The sequence below is a fragment of the Mycolicibacterium sp. XJ2546 genome (genome assembly GCF_053483195.1).
On record NZ_JBEFRW010000001.1, the window covers coordinates 508,583 to 528,660 of the forward strand.

The following is a 20,078-nucleotide window of genomic DNA, read 5'->3' on the forward strand; positions in this document are numbered from 1 at the left end:
CCTTTCGCTGCGCTCTGCACACCCTAATGCGACGAGAAGACGCAAAGTCGTCCATTCGGGGCACGAAAAGTGCGACTTTGCGTCTGCTCGGCGGAGCGGCGGGGTACAAAGAGTAGAACGTGTTCTAGTTTCTTGGAGGCGATATGGGGTTGCGGGTCGTGCAGTGGGCCACCGGCGGGGTCGGCGTCGCAGCCATCAAGGGTGTGCTCGAGCACCCCGACCTCGAACTCGTCGGCTGCTGGGTGCACTCACCGGAGAAAGCAGGAAAAGACGTCGGTGAGATCATCGGCGCCGAACCCCTGGGCGTCACGGCCACCAACAGCGTCGACGACATCCTCGCGCTGGACGCCGACGCGGTGGTCTACGCCCCACTGCTGCCCAACCCGGACGAGGTGGCCGCGCTGTTGCGATCGGGTAAGAACGTCGTGACGCCCGTCGGCTGGGTGTACCCGAGTGAGCGCCAGGCCGCGCCGCTTCACACCGCCGCGCTGGAGGGTAACGCGACGCTGCACGGCACCGGCATCGCGCCCGGCGGTATCAGCGAGAAGTTTCCGCTGATGTTCTCGATCATGTCGACCGGGGTGAGTTTCGTTCGCGCCGAGGAGTTTTCGGATTTGCGTACCTACGAGGCGCCCGATGTGGTGCGGCATGTGATGGGTTTCGGCGAGGTGCCGGAGAAGGCGCTCAGCGGCCCGATGCAGAAGCTGCTCGACGGCGGCTTCATCCAGGCGGTCCGGATGTGCGTCGACAAGATCGGGTTCCGCGCCGAACCGAAAGTCCGCTCCTCACAAGAGATCGCGGTCGCGACAGCACCCATTCCGTCGCCGATCGGAGAGATCGAACCCGGGCAGGTCGCGGGCCGCAAATTTCACTGGGAGGCGCTGGTCGACGGTGAACCCGTCGTGCGGATCACGGTGAACTGGCTGATGGGTGAGGACAACCTCGACCCGGCGTGGAACTTCGGGCCCGAGGGGCAGCGCTACGAGATCGAGGTCCGGGGCAACCCGGATATCACCGTGGCCATCAAGGGTTTTCAGTCCGAAATCGGCGGCGAGGGACCCGAGTACGGCGTGGTCGGCACCGCTGCGCACTGCGTGAACTCCATCCCGGCGGTGTGTGCGGCACCGCCCGGTATCGCGACCTATCTCGACCTGCCGTTGATCAGCGGTAAGGCCGCACCGGATCTGAGCCGGCCATAGTGACGAAAATTGCGTTGGTGCTTGCCGGCGGCGGGCTGGCCGGTATCGCTTGGGAGACCGGGGTTCTGGTTGGTATCGCCGATGAAGCCCCCGAGGTGGCCAAGGCGCTGGTGGAGGCCGACGTATTGGTGGGCACCTCGGCGGGCTCGGCCGTCGCCGCACAGCTGTCCAGTGGGCTGGACCTGGAGGCCTTGTACGAACGGCAAACCGCGGCGACGTCGGCCGAGCTCACCCCGAGCGTGAGCATCGACGACATCACCGAGTTGTTTCTGGCCGCGGTGACCCAGCCCGGCACCAGGGCCGAGAAGCTGCAACGCATCGGCGCGGTTGCGGTGTCGACGCCGACGGTGGCCGAACCCGTGCGCCGTGCGGTGATCGCCCACCGCTTACCCATCAAGCGCTGGCCGCAGCGTCAACTGCGGATCAGCGCAATCGACGTGGCCACCGGCGAACTCGTCACCTTCGACCCGACCTCCGGCGTCGAGCTGGTCGATGCGGTCGCCGCGAGTTGCGCGGTGCCCGGGGTGTGGCCGCCGGTGACCATCGGCGATCGACGCTACATGGACGGCGGTGTCGGCAGCACGGTGAACATGGCGCTGGCCGCGGACTGCGATACCGCGGTCGCGCTTGTGCCGCAAGGCAAGTCGTCGCCGGCACCGTTCGGGGTCAGCACGTCCGAAGAGATCGACGCATTCGATGGCGCGACGTTCGCGGTGTTCGCCGACGACGACTCTCTGTCGGCGTTCGGCGAGGATCCGCTCGATCCGCAGTGCCGGATACCGTCCGCGGCGGCGGGCCGACGGCAGGGCCGGCGGGTGGCTGCCGAACTCGGCACGTTCCTCGGGCGCTGATCAACCCTCAGTCGAAGGAGTTTCGAGCTCGTCGAGCGCGACAGCCGCCAGCGCGCGGCCGACCTCGATGACCTCTGCGGCGCGGTGGAAATCCAGGCTGCGGCACGCACTGCGCGGCACCTCGATCAACAGGTCGGGCGGATAGTTGGCCAGCTGATGGCGTGCCAGCGCCGCCTGGGCGATGTCGATGGTGCGGTTCATCACCTCGAAGCTGCCGAGTTTGGGCACCGTCGCTTCGTTGGTGGCGTCGACCAGTTCGGTGTCGCTGTCGCTCTCGTCGTCGCTACCGGACCCGGAGCGGCTCCGCACCGCACTGGAATCGAACAGCGCCGTGGTGCTGCGCCATACCCTGCTCAGCCACTCGGTTGTCCTCGGGCCGCCATCGGAAACGGCCTCGGCACCACCGGATTCGCTGCCGGCCAACGACACTGCGATCGTGAGATCGGCATTGACGGCCGCGATGGGCGCCATCGGCAGGGGGTCGAGAATGCCGCCGTCGGCGAGCAGCCTGCCGTCAAGCACATGCGGGGTGATGACGCCGGGTATCGCGATCGACGCGCGAATCGCCGCATCGACAGGGCCGCGTTGCATCCACACCGACTTACCGGCGATCAGATCCGTCGCCACCGCGGTGTAGGGGATCGCAAGGTCCTCGATGCGGACATCACCGAGAATGTCGCGCACGGCATCCAGAATCTTCGATGCGCGCAGCACACCCGCGGCGGTGATCGAGGGATCCAGCAGCCGCAGCACCGCGGCCTGGGTCAGCGCCCGTGCCCAGTCGGCGAACTGACCGAGTTTGTCCGCCGCCTGTAGCCCACCGACGAGTGCACCCATCGACGAGCCGGCGATCCCGACGATGTCGTAGCCGCGGTCCCGGAGTTCGTCGATGACGCCGATGTGGGCGTAACCCCGTGCGCCTCCGCTGCCGAGTGCCAGCGCGACACGCTTGTCAGCCATCCCGTCATTGTCTCGCGCCGAGGGCAGTCAGCCACAGAGTGCGTCGGCGGCGGCGCGGACCGCCACGATGACGGCGGCCTGGCGCGGTGGATCCAACTGCGACCACGGGGTGCCGTAGGTCGCCGGTCCCGCCGAATCCGTCGACTGCAGCATGGCCAGATACGGCTCGACCTGCTCGTGCGGGTCGCCGCCCTGCTGCGCCATCCACTCCCGCGCGGTGGTGCAGGCGCGGTAGTACTCGTCCTCGGTGGAGTCGGCGGGTGCGCCGACGGCGGTGGTCACGCCGCCGGGGGAGACCGCGACCGACCCGGGTGCGGCCGTCGGGGTCTCGGCCCTGGTCGACGTGGTCGATGTCGGCGACGACGTCGGCTCGGTGTCGGTGCCCGACGAACAGGCCGTGGCGATACCGAGGCCGGTGATCATCAACGTCGCCGCAAAGGCATGCCGAAGGTGCGAGCGCATGCCCGCCAATCTATGCAATCGCTATCCGTCGGCCCCGTCGGAGCCATCGGAGCCGCCGTCAGAACCGGAACCGGTGCCGCCCGAACCGCCCGGGCCGTCCGCGGCGCCCAGGCCGTCACGTCCGCCGGTGCCGCCGTCGCCGCCGTTGCCGACGCCGTCGGTCGCGGTGCCGTTGCCGCCGTTGCCGCCCTTGCCGCCGCGGTAGCCGTTGGCCCAGCTGGTCCAGCCGCCGGTGCCGCCGTTTCCGCCGTTGGCCGTGCCCGTGTCCGCGGTGGCGTCGCCGCCGTCGCCGCCGTCGCCGCCGTTCTGCATCAACCCGCTGCCGCCGCCGCGGCCGCCGTTACCGCCGGTGGCTTCGCCCTCGTCGACGTCCGCGTCGCCGCCGTCGCCGCCGTTACCGCCCTGCCCGTCGATCCCGCCGGAGCCCGCGGACCCGCCGTCACCGCCGGTGGCCGTGCCGGTTCCGGCGTCCGCGGCACCGCCGTCGCCGCCGTCGCCCGCGGTGCCGTTGAAGAACGAGCCGCCGCCGGTTCCGCCGTTGCCGCCGGTCGCATCGCCCTCGTCGGTTTGCGCCGCGCCACCGGTTCCGCCGTTGCCGCCGTCGCCTTCGATGCCGATGTTGCCGCCGTCGCCGCCCGCACCGCCGGTGGCCGTGTTGGTGGTGCTGGTGGCCGCGCCGCCGTCGCCGCCGCCGCCTGCCCAGCCGAACAGCCATCCGGCATTGCCGCCGTCGCCCCCCGCTCCGCCGGTAGCGGCGCCGGTGTCGCTGGTGGCGCTGCCGCCCACACCGCCGAACCCGGCGCTGCCCAGCCACGTGTTGGCGCCGCCGTGACCGCCTTGGCCGCCCTGTGCATCGCCGGACCCGCTGACGGCGTCGCCGCCCGCGCCGCCGATGCCCGCGTTGCCGTGGAACCACCCCGCGTTGCCGCCGTTGCCGCCGTTGCCAGCGACGACGTCACCGTCCTCGTCGGTGATGCTGGCCCCCGCACCGCCGGCGCCGCCGTTGCCCCACAGGCCGGCGCTGCCGCCGTTGCCGCCCTTACCGTTGTTGACGCCTGCGACGCCTGCGCCGCCGTTTCCGCCGCTGCCGAAGAGCAATCCGCCGCGGCCGCCGTTCTGGCCGGGACCGCCGTCGGCGCCGTTGCCGATCAGCAGACCGCCGTTCTCGCCGGGTTCGGTGCCGTTGTGAAACAGCGTTTTGAAACCGGTCTGAAATGCCGAGCTCATCGCGAGCGCCGCGTTCTGGAACGCGGCGTTGGCGCCCAGCAGTGCTGACGTCGAGGGGTTGCCGTTGCTGCGGATGCCGGGCGTCCCGTCGCCGCCGCTCGGCACGGATATGGTCCAGCCGAACAGCGGGTTGCCCGCCGATGGGGGCTTCGGGATCACGTCTGTCCAGTCGAACAGCGGAGTGTTGGCGTTGCCCGACGGCGCGACCGGTGACGGCGGCAGGTAGTTGGTCCAGCCGAACATCACCCTGTTGTTCGGGTTCTCGTACAGGTCAGGCGAATACGGGGTGCCGCCATGCGGTGTCAGCCCGAGGAGCGAAGGCAGAAATGCGCCGAAGCCGAACAGCGAGTCGTTGAGCGCCGAGGACGAGGACGACGATGGGGTCTCGGCCACCGCCGGTGCCGAGGTGGCAAGCGCGCCGCCACCGGCTGCCGCGAGCACACCACTGGTCAACGCTGCCGCTGTCACCAGCGACTTCTTGTCCTTGGACGGTCGGGCGCGCGTGTGCTTGGCCATCGGCAATGTCGATCCCTTCGCTCGGTGAAGAAGCCATCGAATGTCATGGCTAATCAACCGCAAACAGTGAGCAACATATGATTAGCACAATTAGTGAGAAATTTCCCGGGTAACTCGGTGGTTGACAAGAATCCCTGATCGGCTCGTTCGGCATTTTCCCTGCTGGTTCCGCGCGTGCGCCTCGGCGGCACACCAGCAAACGCCAGGATCAGCCTCGATGAGTGTGCGTGCCGCGGTTACCGATATGAACGCAAACTCGGACGCCATCCGGTCCAATTTCGTTGGACGGCGTTTCGGTCGTCCTCTGGTGAGCCATGGCGATGCTGGCTTTCCCTGCCCATTATTGACGTACATGCCGAATAGTGGCTGGTGGTCAGCAACGCTGATGATGATGACCTGCAAAGCGGAACGTTGCCGACGACGTCCCCGGTTAATCGTTTTCGTCGCTGTGCAATATCGGACGCAGCTTCTCGGTCTTCTCCGCTGTCCATCCAGGCGGTTGCAGGATCGCCGCCCAGGCGTTCGCCACGTCCTTGACGTAGACGTGGCCGTGTCCGTCGGGCACGTCGACGGCGACCGCCATATCCGCCGACACCTGAAGGAACGTCACGATCGGAATCCACTGCATACGGCCGGACACGTCGTAGCCTTTCGGCTCGCGCAGCCAGTCCGGTTCGGCGAACAGCAGATCCGGATTCCACCACGCGATGGGGTCGGAGGCATGCTGCAAGTACACGACGCGCGGTGCGCCCCATGGGGCGTCGGGCCTGCCCAGGTTCTCGGCCCTGGCCGCGAACCTGACGTTCTCGCCGTCGTCGTAGATCGGCAGCCACATCGGTGACCCCGCGTCACGCTCGCGGGTGAGCTGGGTCCAGATGGTGTTGTTGAACGTCGGCCCGCTGAACAACGCGCCGTCGGTGCGGGCGATGAGGTTGTTGAGCGCCAGGAACGGCGCCTCACCGCCGAACGAACCGAGGCTCTCGCCGAAGACCACCAACCGCGGGCGCTGCGCTTCGGGCATCTCGCGGATCAACTCGTCGACGGCCTCGAACAGAGCCTGCCCGGCTTGGCGTGCGTTCTCCTTGTCCACCAGAAACGACAGCCAGCTCGGCAGGAACGAGTACTGCATGGACACGATCGCGGTGTCGCCGTTGAACATGTACTCCAGCGCAGAGGCCTCGGCATCGTTGATCCAGCCGGTGCCGGTGGTGGTGGCGACGGCGACCACCGCGCGGTCCAGTCCGCCTGCGCGCCTTAGCTCTTGGGCCGCCAACTCCGCGGTGGCCTTGATGCCGTCCGCGGAGTGCAGCCCGGCGTAGGCGCGGATCGGTTCGATCGCAGGCGCGCCGTTGAACTCGGTGAGCTGCTCGACCGTCGGTCCACCCGATACGAAGATCCGGCCTTGGTGCCCCAGGGACTCCCAGCTGTCCAGCGATTGCGGTCCGCCGGAGCGCAACGGCGACGTCGGCGCCGCGAAGTCCGGGTCGGTCTCGTCGTTGACCGCCGAGAAGGTGTTGTTGATGGTGCTCATCGCGAAGCGGACCACCACGCCGTTGAGCAGCGCGATGCTCAACGCCAGCAGCAGGACCACCACCACGACGGCCGACACCCGCGGCGGTGCGAAGCGGCCGAGTTGGTGAACCAGGAAGCGCACCAATCTTCCGATCAGCTGGCCGATTTCGACCAGTACGAACAGCACGACGATCGACAGCACGGCGGTCAGCACATGGTCCCAGAACCCCATCCGCGGTACCCCGACGAGATCGCGGACCTCGTCCTGCCACACGTGGAAGTAGATGATCATCAGGATCTGGCCCACGATTCCGACGATCACCAGCCCGATCCATGCCAGCCGCGGTGCGGATGGGCTGCTGTCCTTGGACAGCATGTAGCGGGTCAACCAGACCGCGAACACGCCGATCCCGTATCCGGTGGCTCCGGCCCCGCCGCTGACAAGCGCTTGGAACAGCGGCCCCCGCGGCAACAGCGACGGCGTCAGCGAGAACCAGATGAACACCAGGCCCATCGCGGTTCCGGTGAACGTGTAGTGGCGCACCCACCACGGCTTGCGGGACGGTCGCTGTTGCGGTGGCTCCTCCTGGACGACCTCGGCCGTGTCGTCTCGGGTATCGGTCACCAAGGCAGATTAGCGATGGGTGAAGTTCGGGGGGCGCTTCTCGGTGAACGCGTTCATACCTTCGGTCTGGTCGTCGGTGGCGAACGCCGAGTGGAACAACCGGCGTTCGTAGAGGAGTCCCTCGGCCAGTGTGCTCTCGAACGCGCGGTTGACCGCCTCCTTGGCCATCCGCGATGCCGACAGCGACATATCGGCGATGGTCTTGGCCACCGCGCTCGCCTCGTCGAGCAGCTTGTCGGCGGGTACCACGCGCGACACCAGCCCGGCGCGCTCGGCTTCCTCGGCGTCCATGTTGCGCCCGGTCAGGATCAGGTCCATGGCCTTGGCCTTGCCGATCGCGCGGGTCAGCCGCTGTGAACCACCCATACCCGGCAGCACGCCGAGCTTGATCTCGGGTTGACCGAACTTCGCCGAGTCGGCGGCGATCAGCACGTCGCACATCATCGCCAGCTCGCACCCGCCGCCGAGTGCGTAACCCGCCACCGCGGCGATGGTCGGGGTGCGCGTCGCGGCGAACTTGCCCCAGGCGGCGAAGAAGTCACTGGCGAACACGTCGGCGAACGTCAGGCTGGCCATCTCCTTGATGTCGGCGCCAGCCGCGAAGGCCTTCTCGCTGCCGGTGAGGATGATCGCGCCGACGCCGGGATCGCTGTCGAATTCCGCTGCGGCAGCGGTGACTTCGTGCATCACCTGGCTGTTGAGCGCGTTGAGCGCCTTCGGCCGGTTCAGCGTGATGGTGGCGACGCGGTCATCACGAGTGACCAATATGGTTTCGTAGCTCGTCATGAGAACTCCAGTTCGCGATCGGCCGGCGCGAAGTACGCTTCGACGTCGGCGGGGGTGACGGCCGCCAGCGAGGCCGGCGACCATTTCGGGTTGCGGTCCTTGTCGATGACCTGGGCGCGGATGCCCTCGACGAGATCATGGCTGCGCAGCGACGCGCACGAGGTCCGGTATTCCTGGCGCAGCACGTCTTCCAGCGTTTCGAGTTTGGCGGCCCGGCGCACCGCTTCCAACGCCACCGACACCGAAATCGGTGAACGGCTTTCGATCAGGTCGGCGGCCTCGCCGGCCAGCTCTGCGTCGTGGCCGCGCAACGCGGCGACGATGTCGGAAACGGTCTGCCCGGCGTAGCATTCGTCGATCCAGTTCCGCTGTGCGACAAGCTCGCTCGCCGGAGGCTCGGAGGCATGGGCGGATACGGCGGCGTCGATACCGTCGCGCAGCAGCGTATCCCTGAAGGACTGCAGCCGGTCGTGGGTGACGTAGTGGTCCGCGAAGCCCATCGCGATCGCGTCGGCGCCGTTGAACGTGACGCCGGTCAGCGCGGCGTGCAAGCCCAGCAGGCCGGGGGCGCGCGACAGGACCAGGGTGCCGCCGACGTCGGGTATGAAGCCGATGCCGACTTCAGGCATCGCCATCTTGGTGGTGTCGGTGGCGATCCGCACGCGCCCGTGGGCGCTGACGCCCACGCCGCCGCCCATCACGATGCCGTCCATGAGCGCGACGTATGGCTTGGGGTATCGGCCGATGTGGGCGTTGAGGAGATACTCGTCGTACCAGAAGTTGCGCGCTTCGGTGCCCTTTTCGGGGCCGTCGGCGATGGCGCTGTGGTAGATCGCCACGATGTCACCGCCTGCGCACAGGCCGCGCTCCCCGGCGCCGTCGACCATGACGGTGCGAACGGCGTCGTCGCTTTCCCATTCGGTCAGGACTTGGGACATCGTGATGACCATCGCGTGGTTGAGCGAGTTGATGGCCTTGGGCCGGTTCAGCGTGATCAAGCCGACGCCGCGGTCAACAGTTACTAGGACATCCTCGTTTTCGCCCACAAATGCAATCTAGATCGTCACGCGGGCTGATGGGGCGCCGGGTAAGGTTTTTCTGGAAATGGCCCGGCATCTTGGGAACCGACGTCTGGCCGTGATCGTTATCTGTGTGTTCGCCAACTCTGTCGAACCCACTTCACAGGAGAGGAACCGACGGTGCGGGAATCCAGCAACCCGGTATTTCGTTCGCTGCCCAAGACACAGGGCGGATATGCGCAATTCGGTACCGGAGCCGCCGGCTACGGTGCGGCGGCGGTACAAGCGGACCCCTATACGACCCAGTACCCCCCACAGCAGCAGGCCGGTGTCGCCCGCCCGCTGACCATCGACGACGTCGTCACCCGGACCGGCATCACGCTGGCCCTGCTGACCGCCGTCGGTGTCGTTTCGTACTACCTCGTGTCCCAGAACCTGGGCCTGGCCATGCCGTTCGCCCTGGTGGGCGGCCTGGGCGGGTTGGCGCTGGTGCTCGTCGCGACGTTCGGGCGCAAGCAGGACAACCCGGCCATCGTGTTGAGCTACGCCGCGCTCGAGGGCGTGTTCCTCGGCGCGATCTCGTTCATCATCGCCAACGTCATCTCGTTCGGCGGTGTCGGAATGATCGCGCAGGCGATCGTCGGCACGCTCGGGGTGTTCTTCGGTATGTTGGTCGTCTACAAGACCGGCGCCATCCGCGTGACGCCGAAGTTCACCCGGATGATCGTCGCCGGCCTGTTCGGTGTGCTGGCGTTGATGCTGCTCAACCTCGTCCTCGCGGTGTTCGGTGTGGGCGGCGGCACCGGTCTGGGCCTGCGCGACGGCGGCATGCTCGCCATCGGCTTCTCGCTGCTGTGCATCGGCCTGGCGGCGTTCTCGTTCCTGATCGACTTCGACGCCGCTGATCAGATGGTTCGGGCCGGTGCGCCGGAGAAGGCCGCGTGGGGTATCGCGTTGGGCCTGACGGTGACGCTGGTCTGGCTGTACATCGAGATCCTGCGTCTGCTCAGCTACTTCAACAGCGAGTAGTCGCTTCAAACGAAAAGCCCGGCACTACGGTGTCGGGCTTTTTCGTACGTTGGCTCTGTACACATGGCGTAGTTCATCCACAGATTCGCGCCGTGGGCGCAGAGTGACACTCTATTCGAGCGGCGAGGCTGCGAATGTGCGGTCATGGGGGAGATATCCGAACCGTTCATCGGATCAGAGGCGGTTGCGTCGGGTGCGCTCAGCCGGTACGAGCTGCGACGGTACTACCGCGCAGTCATGCCGAACGTCTACCTGGACAAGCGGATCGAGCCGTCTCGGAAGGCGGGGAACCCTTGGCCATGCGGTGGAGCGCCTCGATGCGTTAGCGCGGGCCACCGGTTTCAAGGCTTCGGCGATCGAAGAGCTGGCGGCAAGGCACCGCCACACGCGCGGCCTGCTCCAGCTCGAGCAGGCCCTGGATCTGATGGACGCCGGTGCGCAGTCACCAAAGGAAACGTGGTTGCGGCTGTTGCTCATTCGCGCGGGTTATCCGCGACCCCAGACACAGATACCGGTGTGGAGTCCAGACGGTACCCGACGCTATTTCCTCGACATGGGTTGGGAAGACCTGAAGATCGCCGCCGAGTACGAGGGCGATCAGCATCGGACCACCCGAGAACGGTTCGCCTACGAGATCCAACGTCTGGAGGACATCGCCGAACTTGACTGGCTGAACATCAGGGTGGCGGCGCGTCACCATCCCGCCGACATATTGCGTCGTGTCCGCCGCGCGTGGGAGGCACGCAATCGTTGACTCTGCGTCCAGGGCTCAAATTCGACTTTTTGGCACCCTCAACGCAGAGTCAACGCCAACAAGTCAGGACAGCCGCTCGATCACCATCGCCATGCCCTGACCGCCGCCGACGCACATCGTTTCGAGGCCGAACGTCTTGTCGTAGGTCGTCAGGTTGTTCAGCAGTGTGGCGGTGATGCGCGCGCCAGTCATGCCGAACGGATGGCCCAGCGCGATCGCACCGCCGGAGACATTGAGCTTGTCTTCGTCCATCCCGAGCTCACGCGCCGAACCCAGCACCTGCACCGCGAACGCCTCGTTGATCTCGTAGAGGTCGATATCGCCGATCGACATGCCCGCATTGGTCAGCGCCTTCTTCGTCGCCTCGATCGGGCCGAGGCCCATGATCTCCGGCGACAGGCCACTGACACCGGTGGACACGATGCGCGCCAGCGGGGTCAGCCCCAGCTCCCGAGCCTTGGTGTCCGACATGACCACCAACGCCGCGGCGCCGTCGTTCAACGGACACGCATTGCCGGCCGTCACGGTGCCGTTGGGCCGGAACACCGGCTTGAGCTGGCTGATCTTGTCGTAGGTGGTGCCCGCGCGCGGACCGTCGTCCTTGCTGACCGTCGTCCCGTCGGGCAGCGTCACCGGCACGATCTCACGCTCGAAGAAGCCGCTGTTGATGGCCTCCTCGGCGCGGTTCTGGCTGCGCACGCCCCAGTGGTCCTGGTCTTCGCGGCTGATGCCGGTGGCCAGCGCGACGTTCTCGGCGGTCTGGCCCATCGCGATGTACACGTCGGGCAGCTGGCCGTCCTGGCGGGGGTCGTGCCATTCGTCGGCGCCGGCGGCGGCCTGCTCGGAGCGGCTCATCGCGTCGGCGAACACCGGGTTCTTGCTGTCCGGCCAACCGTCGGCAGTGCCCTTCGGGAACCGCGAAACCGTTTCCACGCCAGCGGAGATGAACGCATGGCCCTCGCCGGCCTTGATGGCATGGAACGCCATCCGGGTGGTCTGCAGCGACGATGAACAGTACCGATTGACCGTGGTGCCGGGCAGGAAGTCGTAGCCCAGTTGGACGGCGACGGCGCGGCCGACGTTGAACCCGGCCTCGCCAGCAGGTTGTCCGCAGCCCATGATCAGGTCGTCGATCTCCCGCGGATCCAGTGCAGGCACCTTGTCCAGCACCGCGCGCACCATCTGCGCGGCCAGATCGTCGGGGCGCATATCGACCAGCGAACCCTTCGCGGCGCGGCCAATCGGCGACCGCGCGGTCGCGACAATGACGGCTTCAGGCATGGTGTCTCCTCGCGTTGACGGCTATCAGGAGAACCTAGCTCGCGCGCGCCACGATGGGCGCGGGCACCCCAGTCGAACGCCGCCACAGCCTGCTCAAGCTGCCGACCCGAGCCACGAGCGTCGTGCCCTCGGACGGCTGCGTCTGCCACGGCAGCTCGGGCACCGCGCCACCGATCCAGTCACCCAACGCATTACACAACGCCGGGAACAACTGTTTGGCCGCGAGCGCATAACCGGCCGCCGACGGATGAAACATGTCGTGGGAGAACAGCACCTCGGGCATCTTGCGGAAATCGGGCGCCAGTAGGTCGGAGAACGGCACCGGCACACCACCGGCCGAGCGCACGGCTGCGGCCTGCACACGTGCCAGGCGCAGGCCGCGGCTGCGGGCCACCATACGCAGCGGCTGGGGGATGGCGCTGATCACGCCGAAGTCGGGGCAGGTGCCCACGACGACGACGGCTCCGCTGGCCCGTAGCCGCTGCACCGCCCGCGCCAGTCGCCGCGCCGACGCGCCGATTCCGTTCAGCGCGGTGACGTCGTTGGCCCCGATCATGATCACCGCGGCGTCCGGCGGCGGACCCGCGACGAACATGGCGTCGATCTGGCCAGCCAGCCCCTTCGACGTCGCCCCCACGATGGCCTTGGTGCTCAACCGAATTCGCTTACCCGACCTCTCGGCAAGCTCGCGGGCCAGCAGCACGCCCGGCACCTGGTCGGCGTCGATGCAACCGTATCCGGTCGCGGTGGAGTCACCGAAGATCATCAGATGCAGATCGAATGGCACGTCGCGCTGCCAGCGCTCGACCGGTCCGCCGCCCGGGGTGTACACGCCGTCGGCGCGCGGGGGGATGTCCCACGATTTGGGAATGACTTGGCGGGTTCGGGCCGCCTGTTCGCTGAGCAGGTTGCGCGCTCCGAGATATGCCGAACCCGTCGAGGCCAGCGCCGCCGCGGCCGCCAGGGCGACGGTTTTTGTCCGGTGCGGTGCGTGAGTGCCCACACACCGAGTTTAAGTGGGATTTTCTGGGATATCCGCGTGGCGGCAGGCAATCTCGTGTCACATTGCGGTATCAACTCCGGTATCGAATATGACTCGTCGATTGTTGATCGGCTTATAGAGTGTCAAGCTAAGGTACGGGCCACGCTCAGTAAAGAGGCGGCACCCGGAACTACAGTGGCGTAGGGAAGGGGTGGCGATGACGGCACCCAGCAAGGTTGCCAGGGCGCACAGCGCTGGTATACCGCCTGCTAAGGGGCGAAAACCCCGCAAGTTTCCGGTAAGTGACGGCGCGCCTGTCGAGGTTGTCGAAGACGGTCCAAGCCTCGCAGGACGGGTCACCGCGCTGGCTGCTCTGCTAACTATCCGGCCGACTCTAGCTATCGGAAGCTACGCACCGAAGCTGCCGTGGCCTTGGGGTTTGGTGGACTTCGTCTCGCGGGTGATGCGGCCGGCGCCCGGCACGGTCCGTGCGACGATCTCTTTGCCGAAGTGCACCGCGCAACTCGTGCGAGCGCCGGGCGTGCTGCCGGCAGACGGTAACCGCGCCGTCATCCTCTACATGCACGGAGGGGCGTTCTTGACGTGCGGCGTCAACTCGCATGGCCGCTTGGTCAGCGGGCTGTCACGGTTTGCTGACTGCCCGGTGCTCATCGTCAACTACCGGATGATCCCCAAGCACTCGGTGGGCATGGCGGTCGACGACTGCTACGACGCCTACAAGTGGCTGCGCCAGAAGGGCTACGAGGCCGACCAGATTGTGCTGGCCGGCGACTCCGCGGGCGGATATCTGGCGCTCGCACTGGCCGAGCGGCTGCAGGAGGAGGGTCCGCACGGCGAGGTGCCCGCGGCGATGGTGACGATGTCACCGCTGTTCGAGGTCGACAACGAAGCCCGCGCGAACCACCCGAATATCCGCACCGACGCCATGTTCCCGCCCCGCGCGTTCTACGCACTCGTCGACCTGGTCGAGGAGGCCGCGCGGCGCCATCACCAGGACGGCAGACCCGAAGAGGTCTACGAACCGCTGGACCACATCGAACCGGGCCTGCCTCGCACACTGATCCACGTTTCCGGCTCCGAGGTGCTGGTCAGCGACGCCCGCAAGGCTGCCCGCAGGCTGGCAGCTGCCGGGGTGCCGGTCGAGGTGCGCATCTGGCCCGGTCAGATGCATGTTTTCCAGCTCGCCGCGCCGATGGTTCCCGAGGCGACGAGGTCGCTGCGTCAGATCGGCGACTACATTCGCGAGGCCACCTGGTAAGCCGCCTGGCGACCCGGGAGGCCGCCTGACACGATGGAGTCATGCGGATCGCCAGGCACATCAGTGAGCTCATCGGCAATACCCCTCTGGTACAGCTGAACTCCGTGGTGCCGCCCGGCGCCGGCATGGTCGCCGCCAAGGTGGAGTACCTCAGCCCGGGCGCCAGCTCCAAGGACCGCATCGCGATCAAGATGATCGATGCCGCCGAGGCCAGCGGAGAACTCAAGCCTGGGGGCACGATCGTCGAACCGACGTCGGGTAACACCGGTGTCGGTTTGGCGCTGGTCGCCCAGCGGCGCGGCTACAAGTGCATTTTCGTGTGCCCCGACAAGGTCGGCGAGGACAAGCGAAACGTACTGCGCGCATACGGCGCCGACGTCGTCGTATGTCCGACCGCCGTACCGCCGGACCACCCCGACAGCTACTACAGCGTCTCCGACCGCCTGGTCGGCGAGATCGACGGTGCCTGGAAGCCCGACCAGTACTCCAACCCGATGGGCCCGGCCAGCCACTACGAATCGACCGGGCCGGAGATCTGGGCGGACACCGACGGCAAGGTCACCCATTTCGTCGCGGGCATCGGCACCGGCGGCACCATCACGGGAGCGGGCCGCTACCTCAAGGAGGTGTCGGACGGAAAGGTGCGCGTCGTCGGCGTCGACCCTGAAGGTTCGGTCTACTCGGGCGGTACCGGCAGGCCGTATCTGGTCGAAGGCGTCGGCGAGGATTTCTGGCCTGCGGCCTACGATCCCGCCGTGCCGGACGAGATCATCGCGGTCTCCGACGCCGACTCGTTCGAGATGACCCGAAGGTTGGCGCGCGAGGAGGCGATGCTGGTCGGCGGGTCGTGCGGGATGGCGGTCGTCGCCGCGAACAAGGTGGCCGAGGAGGCCGGACCGGACTCGTTGGTCGTCGTTCTGCTGCCTGATGGCGGAAGAGGTTACCTCTCAAAGATTTTCAACGACGAATGGATGTCGTCCTACGGTTTTCTGCGCAGTCGGCTCGACGGCTCGGCCGAGGAACCGACGTTGGTTGGAGACGTGTTGCGGGGCAAGTCGGGTGCGCTGCCCGACCTCGTGCACACCCATCCCTCCGAGACGGTGCGCGACGCAATCAACATCCTGCGTGAGTACGGGGTGTCGCAGATGCCGGTGGTCGGCGCCGAACCGCCGGTCATGGCCGGCGAAGTGGCGGGCAGTGTCTCGGAGCGCGAACTGCTCAAAGCGGTGTTCGAAGGACGTGCCAAACTGGCTGACGCGGTTGCCAAGCACATGAGCCCGCCGCTGCCGCTGGTCGGCTCCGGCGAGCTCGTCACCGACGCGGCCAAGACACTGCGCGAATGCGATGCGGTGATGGTGGTCGAGGAAGGCAAACCCGTCGGCGTACTGACCCGACACGATCTTCTCGGGTTCCTGTCCGACGGCGACGGCCGGCGTTAGGGCTGCGCAGCAGGATTGAAAAGCCGGGCAAACTCACGGTTCGGGCACGACGCCGGGTTCCGGTCGGAAATCGCTGCTGTCGACGCCTTCTCAGGTACTGTAAGCAGGCTTGTTACCACCTAGAGCAGCCCTGGGGAGGTCATCCATGACCGAGCAACCGCCGACGCCAGGGGGCTATCCACCACCTCCTCCGCCGGGGGGCCAGCACCAGGGCGGTGGATATCCGGCACCCGGCGGATTCGCGCAGCGGGTCCCGGTATTGCCGAAAGAGGCCTATACCCCGTGGTTTACTCGCGTGCTCGCGTGGATCATCGACTACATCCCGTTCACGATCATCTTGGGCATCGGGTTCGCGATGCTGGCGGGAACCCGCGAAACCGCCTGCATCACAGATGTTTCCGAGTACGAGCTGGGTGAGTTCTGTGCCACCGGAGCGTCCACGCTGGGACAGGCATCGGTGGTGATCGCACCGATCGTCGCGCTGGCGTATCTGGTCTGGAACCTCGGCTACCGCCAGGGCCGGACTGGGTCGAGCATCGGCAAGTCGATCGTGAAATTCAAGGTGGTCTCTGAAAAGACCGGTCAGCCAATGGGTTTTGCATTATCGGTCCTGCGTGAGTTCATCTACCTGGTCGCGTATCTGGCCTGCGGCCTGCTCTGGGTCATCGCGGTCTTGTTCCCGCTATGGGATGCGAAGAGGCAGACGTTGGTCGACAAGATCGTCAGTACTATCTGTTTACCGCTCTAATCGTTGACGAACCGACACTGGAAGGCAGCTATGAGCGATCAACCACCTCCCGGCAACTACCCTCCACCCCCGCCACCAGGCGGCGGAGATTACCCACCGCCACCTGGCGGCGGGGGCGGCTACCCCCCGCCGCCACCGCCAGGTGGCTATCCGCCGCCACCGCCCCCGGGGGGTTACCCGCCGCCACCGCCCCCGGGTGGTTACCCGCCGCCGCACGGCGGCGCGCCCGGCTATCCACCACCGCCGCAGCAGGGCGGCTACCCGCCTCCCGGCTATCCGCCCCCTGGCGGACCGGGTTTCGGCGGTGCGCCGGCCTACAGCATCGGCGACGCGTTCTCGTGGGCGTGGAACCGATTCACCAACAACGCGGTCCCGTTCCTCGTCGCGACGCTGGTGTGGGGTCTGGTCATCGTCGTGCTGCAGTGGATCATCAACGCGCTCGGGGGAGCGTTCAACGACGGTGACACCACCAGTTACGCCACCGACGACGGCGGCTTCGCGTTCTCCTACAGCCTGAACAGTCCCGGCGCGGTCATCGTGTCGATCATCGGCTGGATCGTGCTGTTGATCGTCGGCGCGACTGTCCAATCGGCCTACGTCGGGGGTGTGCTCGACATCGCCAACGGGCAACCGGTTTCGATCGGATCGTTCTTTCGACCGCGAAACATCGGCAATGTCGTGATCGCGGGTCTGATCGTTGGAATCCTGACCTCGATCGGGCTGTTCCTGTGCGTCATCCCGGGTCTGATCGTGGCCATCTTCACGATGTTCACGATCGTCGCTCTGCTGGACCGCAACCTCGCGCCGATCGACGCGATCAAAACCAGCTTCAACGTCGTCAAGGAGAACTTCGGTGCGGCGCTGCTGACCTGGCTGGTGATGTTGGTCATCGCGATCGTCGGCGCATTGCTGTGCGGCGTCGGGCTTCTCGTCGCGATTCCGCTGGTGATCCTGATCGAGGTCTACGCCTTCCGCAAGCTCAGCGGCGGTCAGGTCGCCGAGCACAACCCGCAGCAGCTGCCGTCGCAGTAACGAGGCTCATCGGAAGGCGCTGACGCCGGTCAGCGCCTCTCCGATGACCAACTGGTGCACCTCGGAGGTGCCTTCGTAGGTCAGCACCGACTCGAGGTTGTTGGCGTGCCGCAGCACCGGATATTCCAGCGTGATTCCGTTGGCGCCCAGCAACGTTCGGCACTCCCGGGCGATCCGCAGCGCTTCGCGGACGTTGTTGAGCTTGCCGATGCTGATCTGCTCGGGACGGATCCGGCCCTCGTCCTTGAGCCGGCCCAGATGCAGCGCCAGCAGCTGCGCCTTGTTCAGTTCGACGGCCATATCGGCGATCTTGGCCTGCGTCAGCTGGTAGGCCGACAGCGGTTTGTCGAATACGGTGCGGGCGCCGACGTAGTCCAATGTGGTCTGCAGGCAGTCCCGCGCGGCCCCGACGCTGCCGAACACGATGCCGAACCGGGCTTCCGACAGACAGCTCAGCGGGCCCGACAACCCGTGGTCCTCAGGCAATTTGGCGTCGGCCGGCAGTCGCACGTCGTCCAGATGCAGTTCGGAGGTCACCGACGCCCGCAGCGACATCTTGCGGGTCATGTCGCCGGCCGCGAAACCCGGCGTTGCCGCAGGCACGACGAAGCCGACGATCCCCTCCTCGGCGCGGGCCCACACGATCGCCACGTCGGCTACCGAGCCGTTGGTGATCCACATCTTCGAGCCGTTGAGGATCCAATCCGAACCGTCCCGCTTGGCGGTGGTGCGCATGCCGGCCGGGTTGGACCCGAAGTCGGGTTCGGTCAACCCGAAGCAGCCGATGGCCTCGCCGCTGGCCATCGCGGGCAGCCACTGCGTGCGCTGGTCCTCGCTGCCCCACCGGTGGATCGCGAACATCGCCAGCGACCCCTGCACCGACACCAGGCTGCGCAGCCCGCTGTCGACGGCCTCAAGTTCCTGACACACCAGCCCGTAGGCGGTCGCCGACGAGCCGCCGCAGCCGTAGCCCGTCAGGTGCATGCCCAGCAGGCCGAGCTTGCCCAGGTCGACGGCCAGTTCGCGGACCGGTACCTGACCGGTTTCGAACCACTCGGCGATGTGGGGGCGCACCCGTTGGTCGCCGAACTTGCGCACGGTCTGGCGCAGCTCGATGTCTTCGGGGGTCAGCAGCGAGTCGAGGTCGAGGAGGTCAGCGCTCATCGTTCTTGTCTACACCGCTCTGACCGGCGTCCGCGTTCTCGCTAGGGTGAGACGTAATGACTGAACAGCACAAGTTTGCGGGCCTGTCGACCAAGGCCATCCACGCGGGTTTTCGCCCCGATCCGGCGACCGGAGCCGTCAACCCCCCGATCTACGCCAGTTCGACGTTCGCCCAGGACGGCGTCGGGGGATTGCGCGGCGGCTTCGAGTACGCGCGGACCGGCAACCCGACGCGCTCGGCGCTGGAGGCGGCGCTGGCGGCGGTCGAGGAAGCCGCGTACGGCCGGGCGTTCGGCTCCGGAATGGCCGCCACCGACTGTGCGCTGCGCGCGGTGCTGCGCCCTGGCGACCATGTCGTCATCCCCGACGACGCCTACGGCGGCACCTTCCGGCTGATCGACAAGGTATTCACCCACTGGGGGATCAGCCATACCGCGGCCTCGCTGGCCGATCTCGACGCGGTCAAGGCGGCGATCACCGACAAAACCCGGATGGTTGTGGTCGAGACGCCGACCAACCCGCTGCTGACCATCGCCGACATCGGTGCTATCGCGGAGTTGACCGCCACCGCGAATGCCAAACTGCTGGTGGACAATACCTTTGCTTCACCGGCGCTGCAGCAACCGTTGACGTTGGGCGCCGACGTCGTGCTGCACTCCACCACCAAGTATATCGGCGGGCACTCCGACGTCGTGGGCGGCGCGCTGCTCACCAACGACGAGGAACTCGACACCGCGTTCGCATTCCTGCAGAACGGTGCCGGGGCGGTGCCGGGCCCGTTCGACGCATACCTGACGCTGCGCGGGCTCAAAACCCTCGTCGTGCGCATGCAGCGGCACAGCGAAAACGCCGCCGTCATCGCCGAGTTCCTCACCGGCCATCCCGCGATCGAGACCGTGCTCTACCCCGGCTTGCCCAGCCACCCCGGCCACGACATCGCCGCCAAGCAGATGAGCGGCTTCGGCGGCATGCTCTCGGTGCGGCTGCGTGGGGGAGCGCAGGCGGCGCGCGAGTTGTGTTCGCGCACTGAGATTTTCATCCTCGCCGAATCGCTCGGTGGCGTCGAGTCGCTGATCGAGCACCCGGGTGCGATGACACACGCGTCGGCCGCGGGCTCGCAATTGGAGGTGCCCGACGATCTGGTGCGGCTGTCGGTGGGTATCGAGGACGCCGCCGACCTCCTCGCCGATCTGGAGCAGGCGCTAAGTTAGCT

General features: G+C 67.0%; 17 protein-coding genes and 1 pseudogene. 9 read left to right on the forward strand and 9 right to left on the reverse strand.

Features of this window, described 5'->3' with window-relative positions:
- Nucleotides 1-143 precede the first annotated feature (143 nt).
- Together ABQE44_RS02515 and ABQE44_RS02520 are read left to right on the forward strand one after the other, a co-directional pair.
- Entirely contained in the window at nt 144-1,199 is a 1,056-nt protein-coding gene (locus ABQE44_RS02515; protein ID WP_448393238.1) for an NAD(P)H-dependent amine dehydrogenase family protein, read from the forward strand.
- Nucleotides 1,196-2,050, forward strand: a complete 855-nt coding sequence (locus tag ABQE44_RS02520; protein ID WP_448428298.1) for a patatin-like phospholipase family protein — start codon at nt 1,196-1,198, stop codon at nt 2,048-2,050. Before ABQE44_RS02515 ends, ABQE44_RS02520 begins: the two co-directional genes overlap by 4 nt.
- Here the strand turns inward: ABQE44_RS02520 and ABQE44_RS02525 are convergent, their stop codons facing one another.
- From ABQE44_RS02525 to ABQE44_RS02550, 6 genes are all read right to left on the reverse strand, one after another.
- Nucleotides 2,051-3,010 (reverse strand): patatin-like phospholipase family protein, encoded by a 960-nt coding sequence (locus ABQE44_RS02525; protein WP_448393239.1) that lies wholly within the window; start codon nt 3,008-3,010, stop codon nt 2,051-2,053.
- Nucleotides 3,011-3,037: 27 nt separating this feature from the next.
- Nucleotides 3,038-3,472 carry a lipoprotein LpqV gene (lpqV, locus tag ABQE44_RS02530; protein WP_448393240.1) on the reverse strand — a complete coding sequence of 145 codons (435 nt, stop codon included), beginning with the start codon at nt 3,470-3,472 and terminating at the stop codon, nt 3,038-3,040.
- Nucleotides 3,473-3,493: 21 nt separating this feature from the next.
- Nucleotides 3,494-5,215: a PGRS repeat-containing protein gene (locus ABQE44_RS02535; RefSeq protein ID WP_448393241.1), complete on the reverse strand. Its 1,722-nt coding sequence runs from the start codon at nt 5,213-5,215 to the stop codon at nt 3,494-3,496.
- A gap of 430 nt (nt 5,216-5,645) precedes the next feature.
- Entirely contained in the window at nt 5,646-7,352 is a 1,707-nt protein-coding gene (locus ABQE44_RS02540) for an alpha/beta hydrolase (protein ID WP_448428097.1), read from the reverse strand.
- A gap of 9 nt (nt 7,353-7,361) precedes the next feature.
- Nucleotides 7,362-8,138 (reverse strand): enoyl-CoA hydratase, encoded by a 777-nt coding sequence (locus ABQE44_RS02545; RefSeq protein ID WP_448428099.1) that lies wholly within the window; start codon nt 8,136-8,138, stop codon nt 7,362-7,364.
- A complete protein-coding gene (locus ABQE44_RS02550) occupies nt 8,135-9,184 on the reverse strand; it encodes an enoyl-CoA hydratase/isomerase family protein (protein WP_448428101.1) in 1,050 nt (349 codons plus the stop codon). Before ABQE44_RS02550 ends, ABQE44_RS02545 begins: the two co-directional genes overlap by 4 nt.
- 153 nt (nt 9,185-9,337) lie before the next feature.
- Between ABQE44_RS02550 and ABQE44_RS02555 the strand changes: the two genes are divergently transcribed.
- A complete protein-coding gene (locus tag ABQE44_RS02555; protein WP_448393245.1) occupies nt 9,338-10,186 on the forward strand; it encodes a Bax inhibitor-1/YccA family protein in 849 nt (282 codons plus the stop codon).
- A 144-nt stretch (nt 10,187-10,330) separates the two neighbouring features.
- Nucleotides 10,331-10,940, forward strand: a pseudogene (locus ABQE44_RS02560) (hypothetical protein).
- 63 nt (nt 10,941-11,003) lie between these two features.
- On the opposite strand, the gene ABQE44_RS02565 reads toward ABQE44_RS02560, so the two are convergent.
- On the reverse strand, nt 11,004-12,221 hold the full coding sequence (locus tag ABQE44_RS02565; protein WP_448428103.1) for an acetyl-CoA C-acetyltransferase: 1,218 nt from the start codon (nt 12,219-12,221) through the stop codon (nt 11,004-11,006).
- Nucleotides 12,222-12,255: 34 nt separating this feature from the next.
- Nucleotides 12,256-13,224: an SGNH/GDSL hydrolase family protein gene (locus tag ABQE44_RS02570; protein ID WP_448393247.1), complete on the reverse strand. Its 969-nt coding sequence runs from the start codon at nt 13,222-13,224 to the stop codon at nt 12,256-12,258.
- A 196-nt stretch (nt 13,225-13,420) separates the two neighbouring features.
- On the opposite strand from ABQE44_RS02570, the gene ABQE44_RS02575 reads away from it, so the two are divergent.
- The 4 genes from ABQE44_RS02575 (at nt 13,421) to ABQE44_RS02590 (ending at nt 17,701) form a co-directional block, all read left to right on the forward strand.
- Nucleotides 13,421-14,482, forward strand: a complete 1,062-nt coding sequence (locus ABQE44_RS02575; protein WP_448393248.1) for an alpha/beta hydrolase — start codon at nt 13,421-13,423, stop codon at nt 14,480-14,482.
- Nucleotides 14,483-14,523: 41 nt separating this feature from the next.
- Nucleotides 14,524-15,921 (forward strand): cystathionine beta-synthase, encoded by a 1,398-nt coding sequence (locus ABQE44_RS02580; protein ID WP_448428105.1) that lies wholly within the window; start codon nt 14,524-14,526, stop codon nt 15,919-15,921.
- 145 nt (nt 15,922-16,066) lie between these two features.
- On the forward strand, nt 16,067-16,669 hold the full coding sequence (locus ABQE44_RS02585; RefSeq protein ID WP_448428107.1) for an Rv1078 family RDD domain-containing protein: 603 nt from the start codon (nt 16,067-16,069) through the stop codon (nt 16,667-16,669).
- 30 nt (nt 16,670-16,699) lie between these two features.
- Nucleotides 16,700-17,701 (forward strand): DUF2189 domain-containing protein, encoded by a 1,002-nt coding sequence (locus ABQE44_RS02590; RefSeq protein ID WP_448393251.1) that lies wholly within the window; start codon nt 16,700-16,702, stop codon nt 17,699-17,701.
- Nucleotides 17,702-17,707: 6 nt separating this feature from the next.
- Here the strand turns inward: ABQE44_RS02590 and ABQE44_RS02595 are convergent, their stop codons facing one another.
- Entirely contained in the window at nt 17,708-18,865 is a 1,158-nt protein-coding gene (locus tag ABQE44_RS02595) for an acyl-CoA dehydrogenase family protein (protein ID WP_448428109.1), read from the reverse strand.
- A gap of 56 nt (nt 18,866-18,921) precedes the next feature.
- On the opposite strand from ABQE44_RS02595, the gene ABQE44_RS02600 reads away from it, so the two are divergent.
- On the forward strand, nt 18,922-20,076 hold the full coding sequence (locus tag ABQE44_RS02600) for a cystathionine gamma-synthase (protein WP_448428111.1): 1,155 nt from the start codon (nt 18,922-18,924) through the stop codon (nt 20,074-20,076).
- The last annotated feature ends 2 nt before the right edge of the window (nt 20,077-20,078 follow it).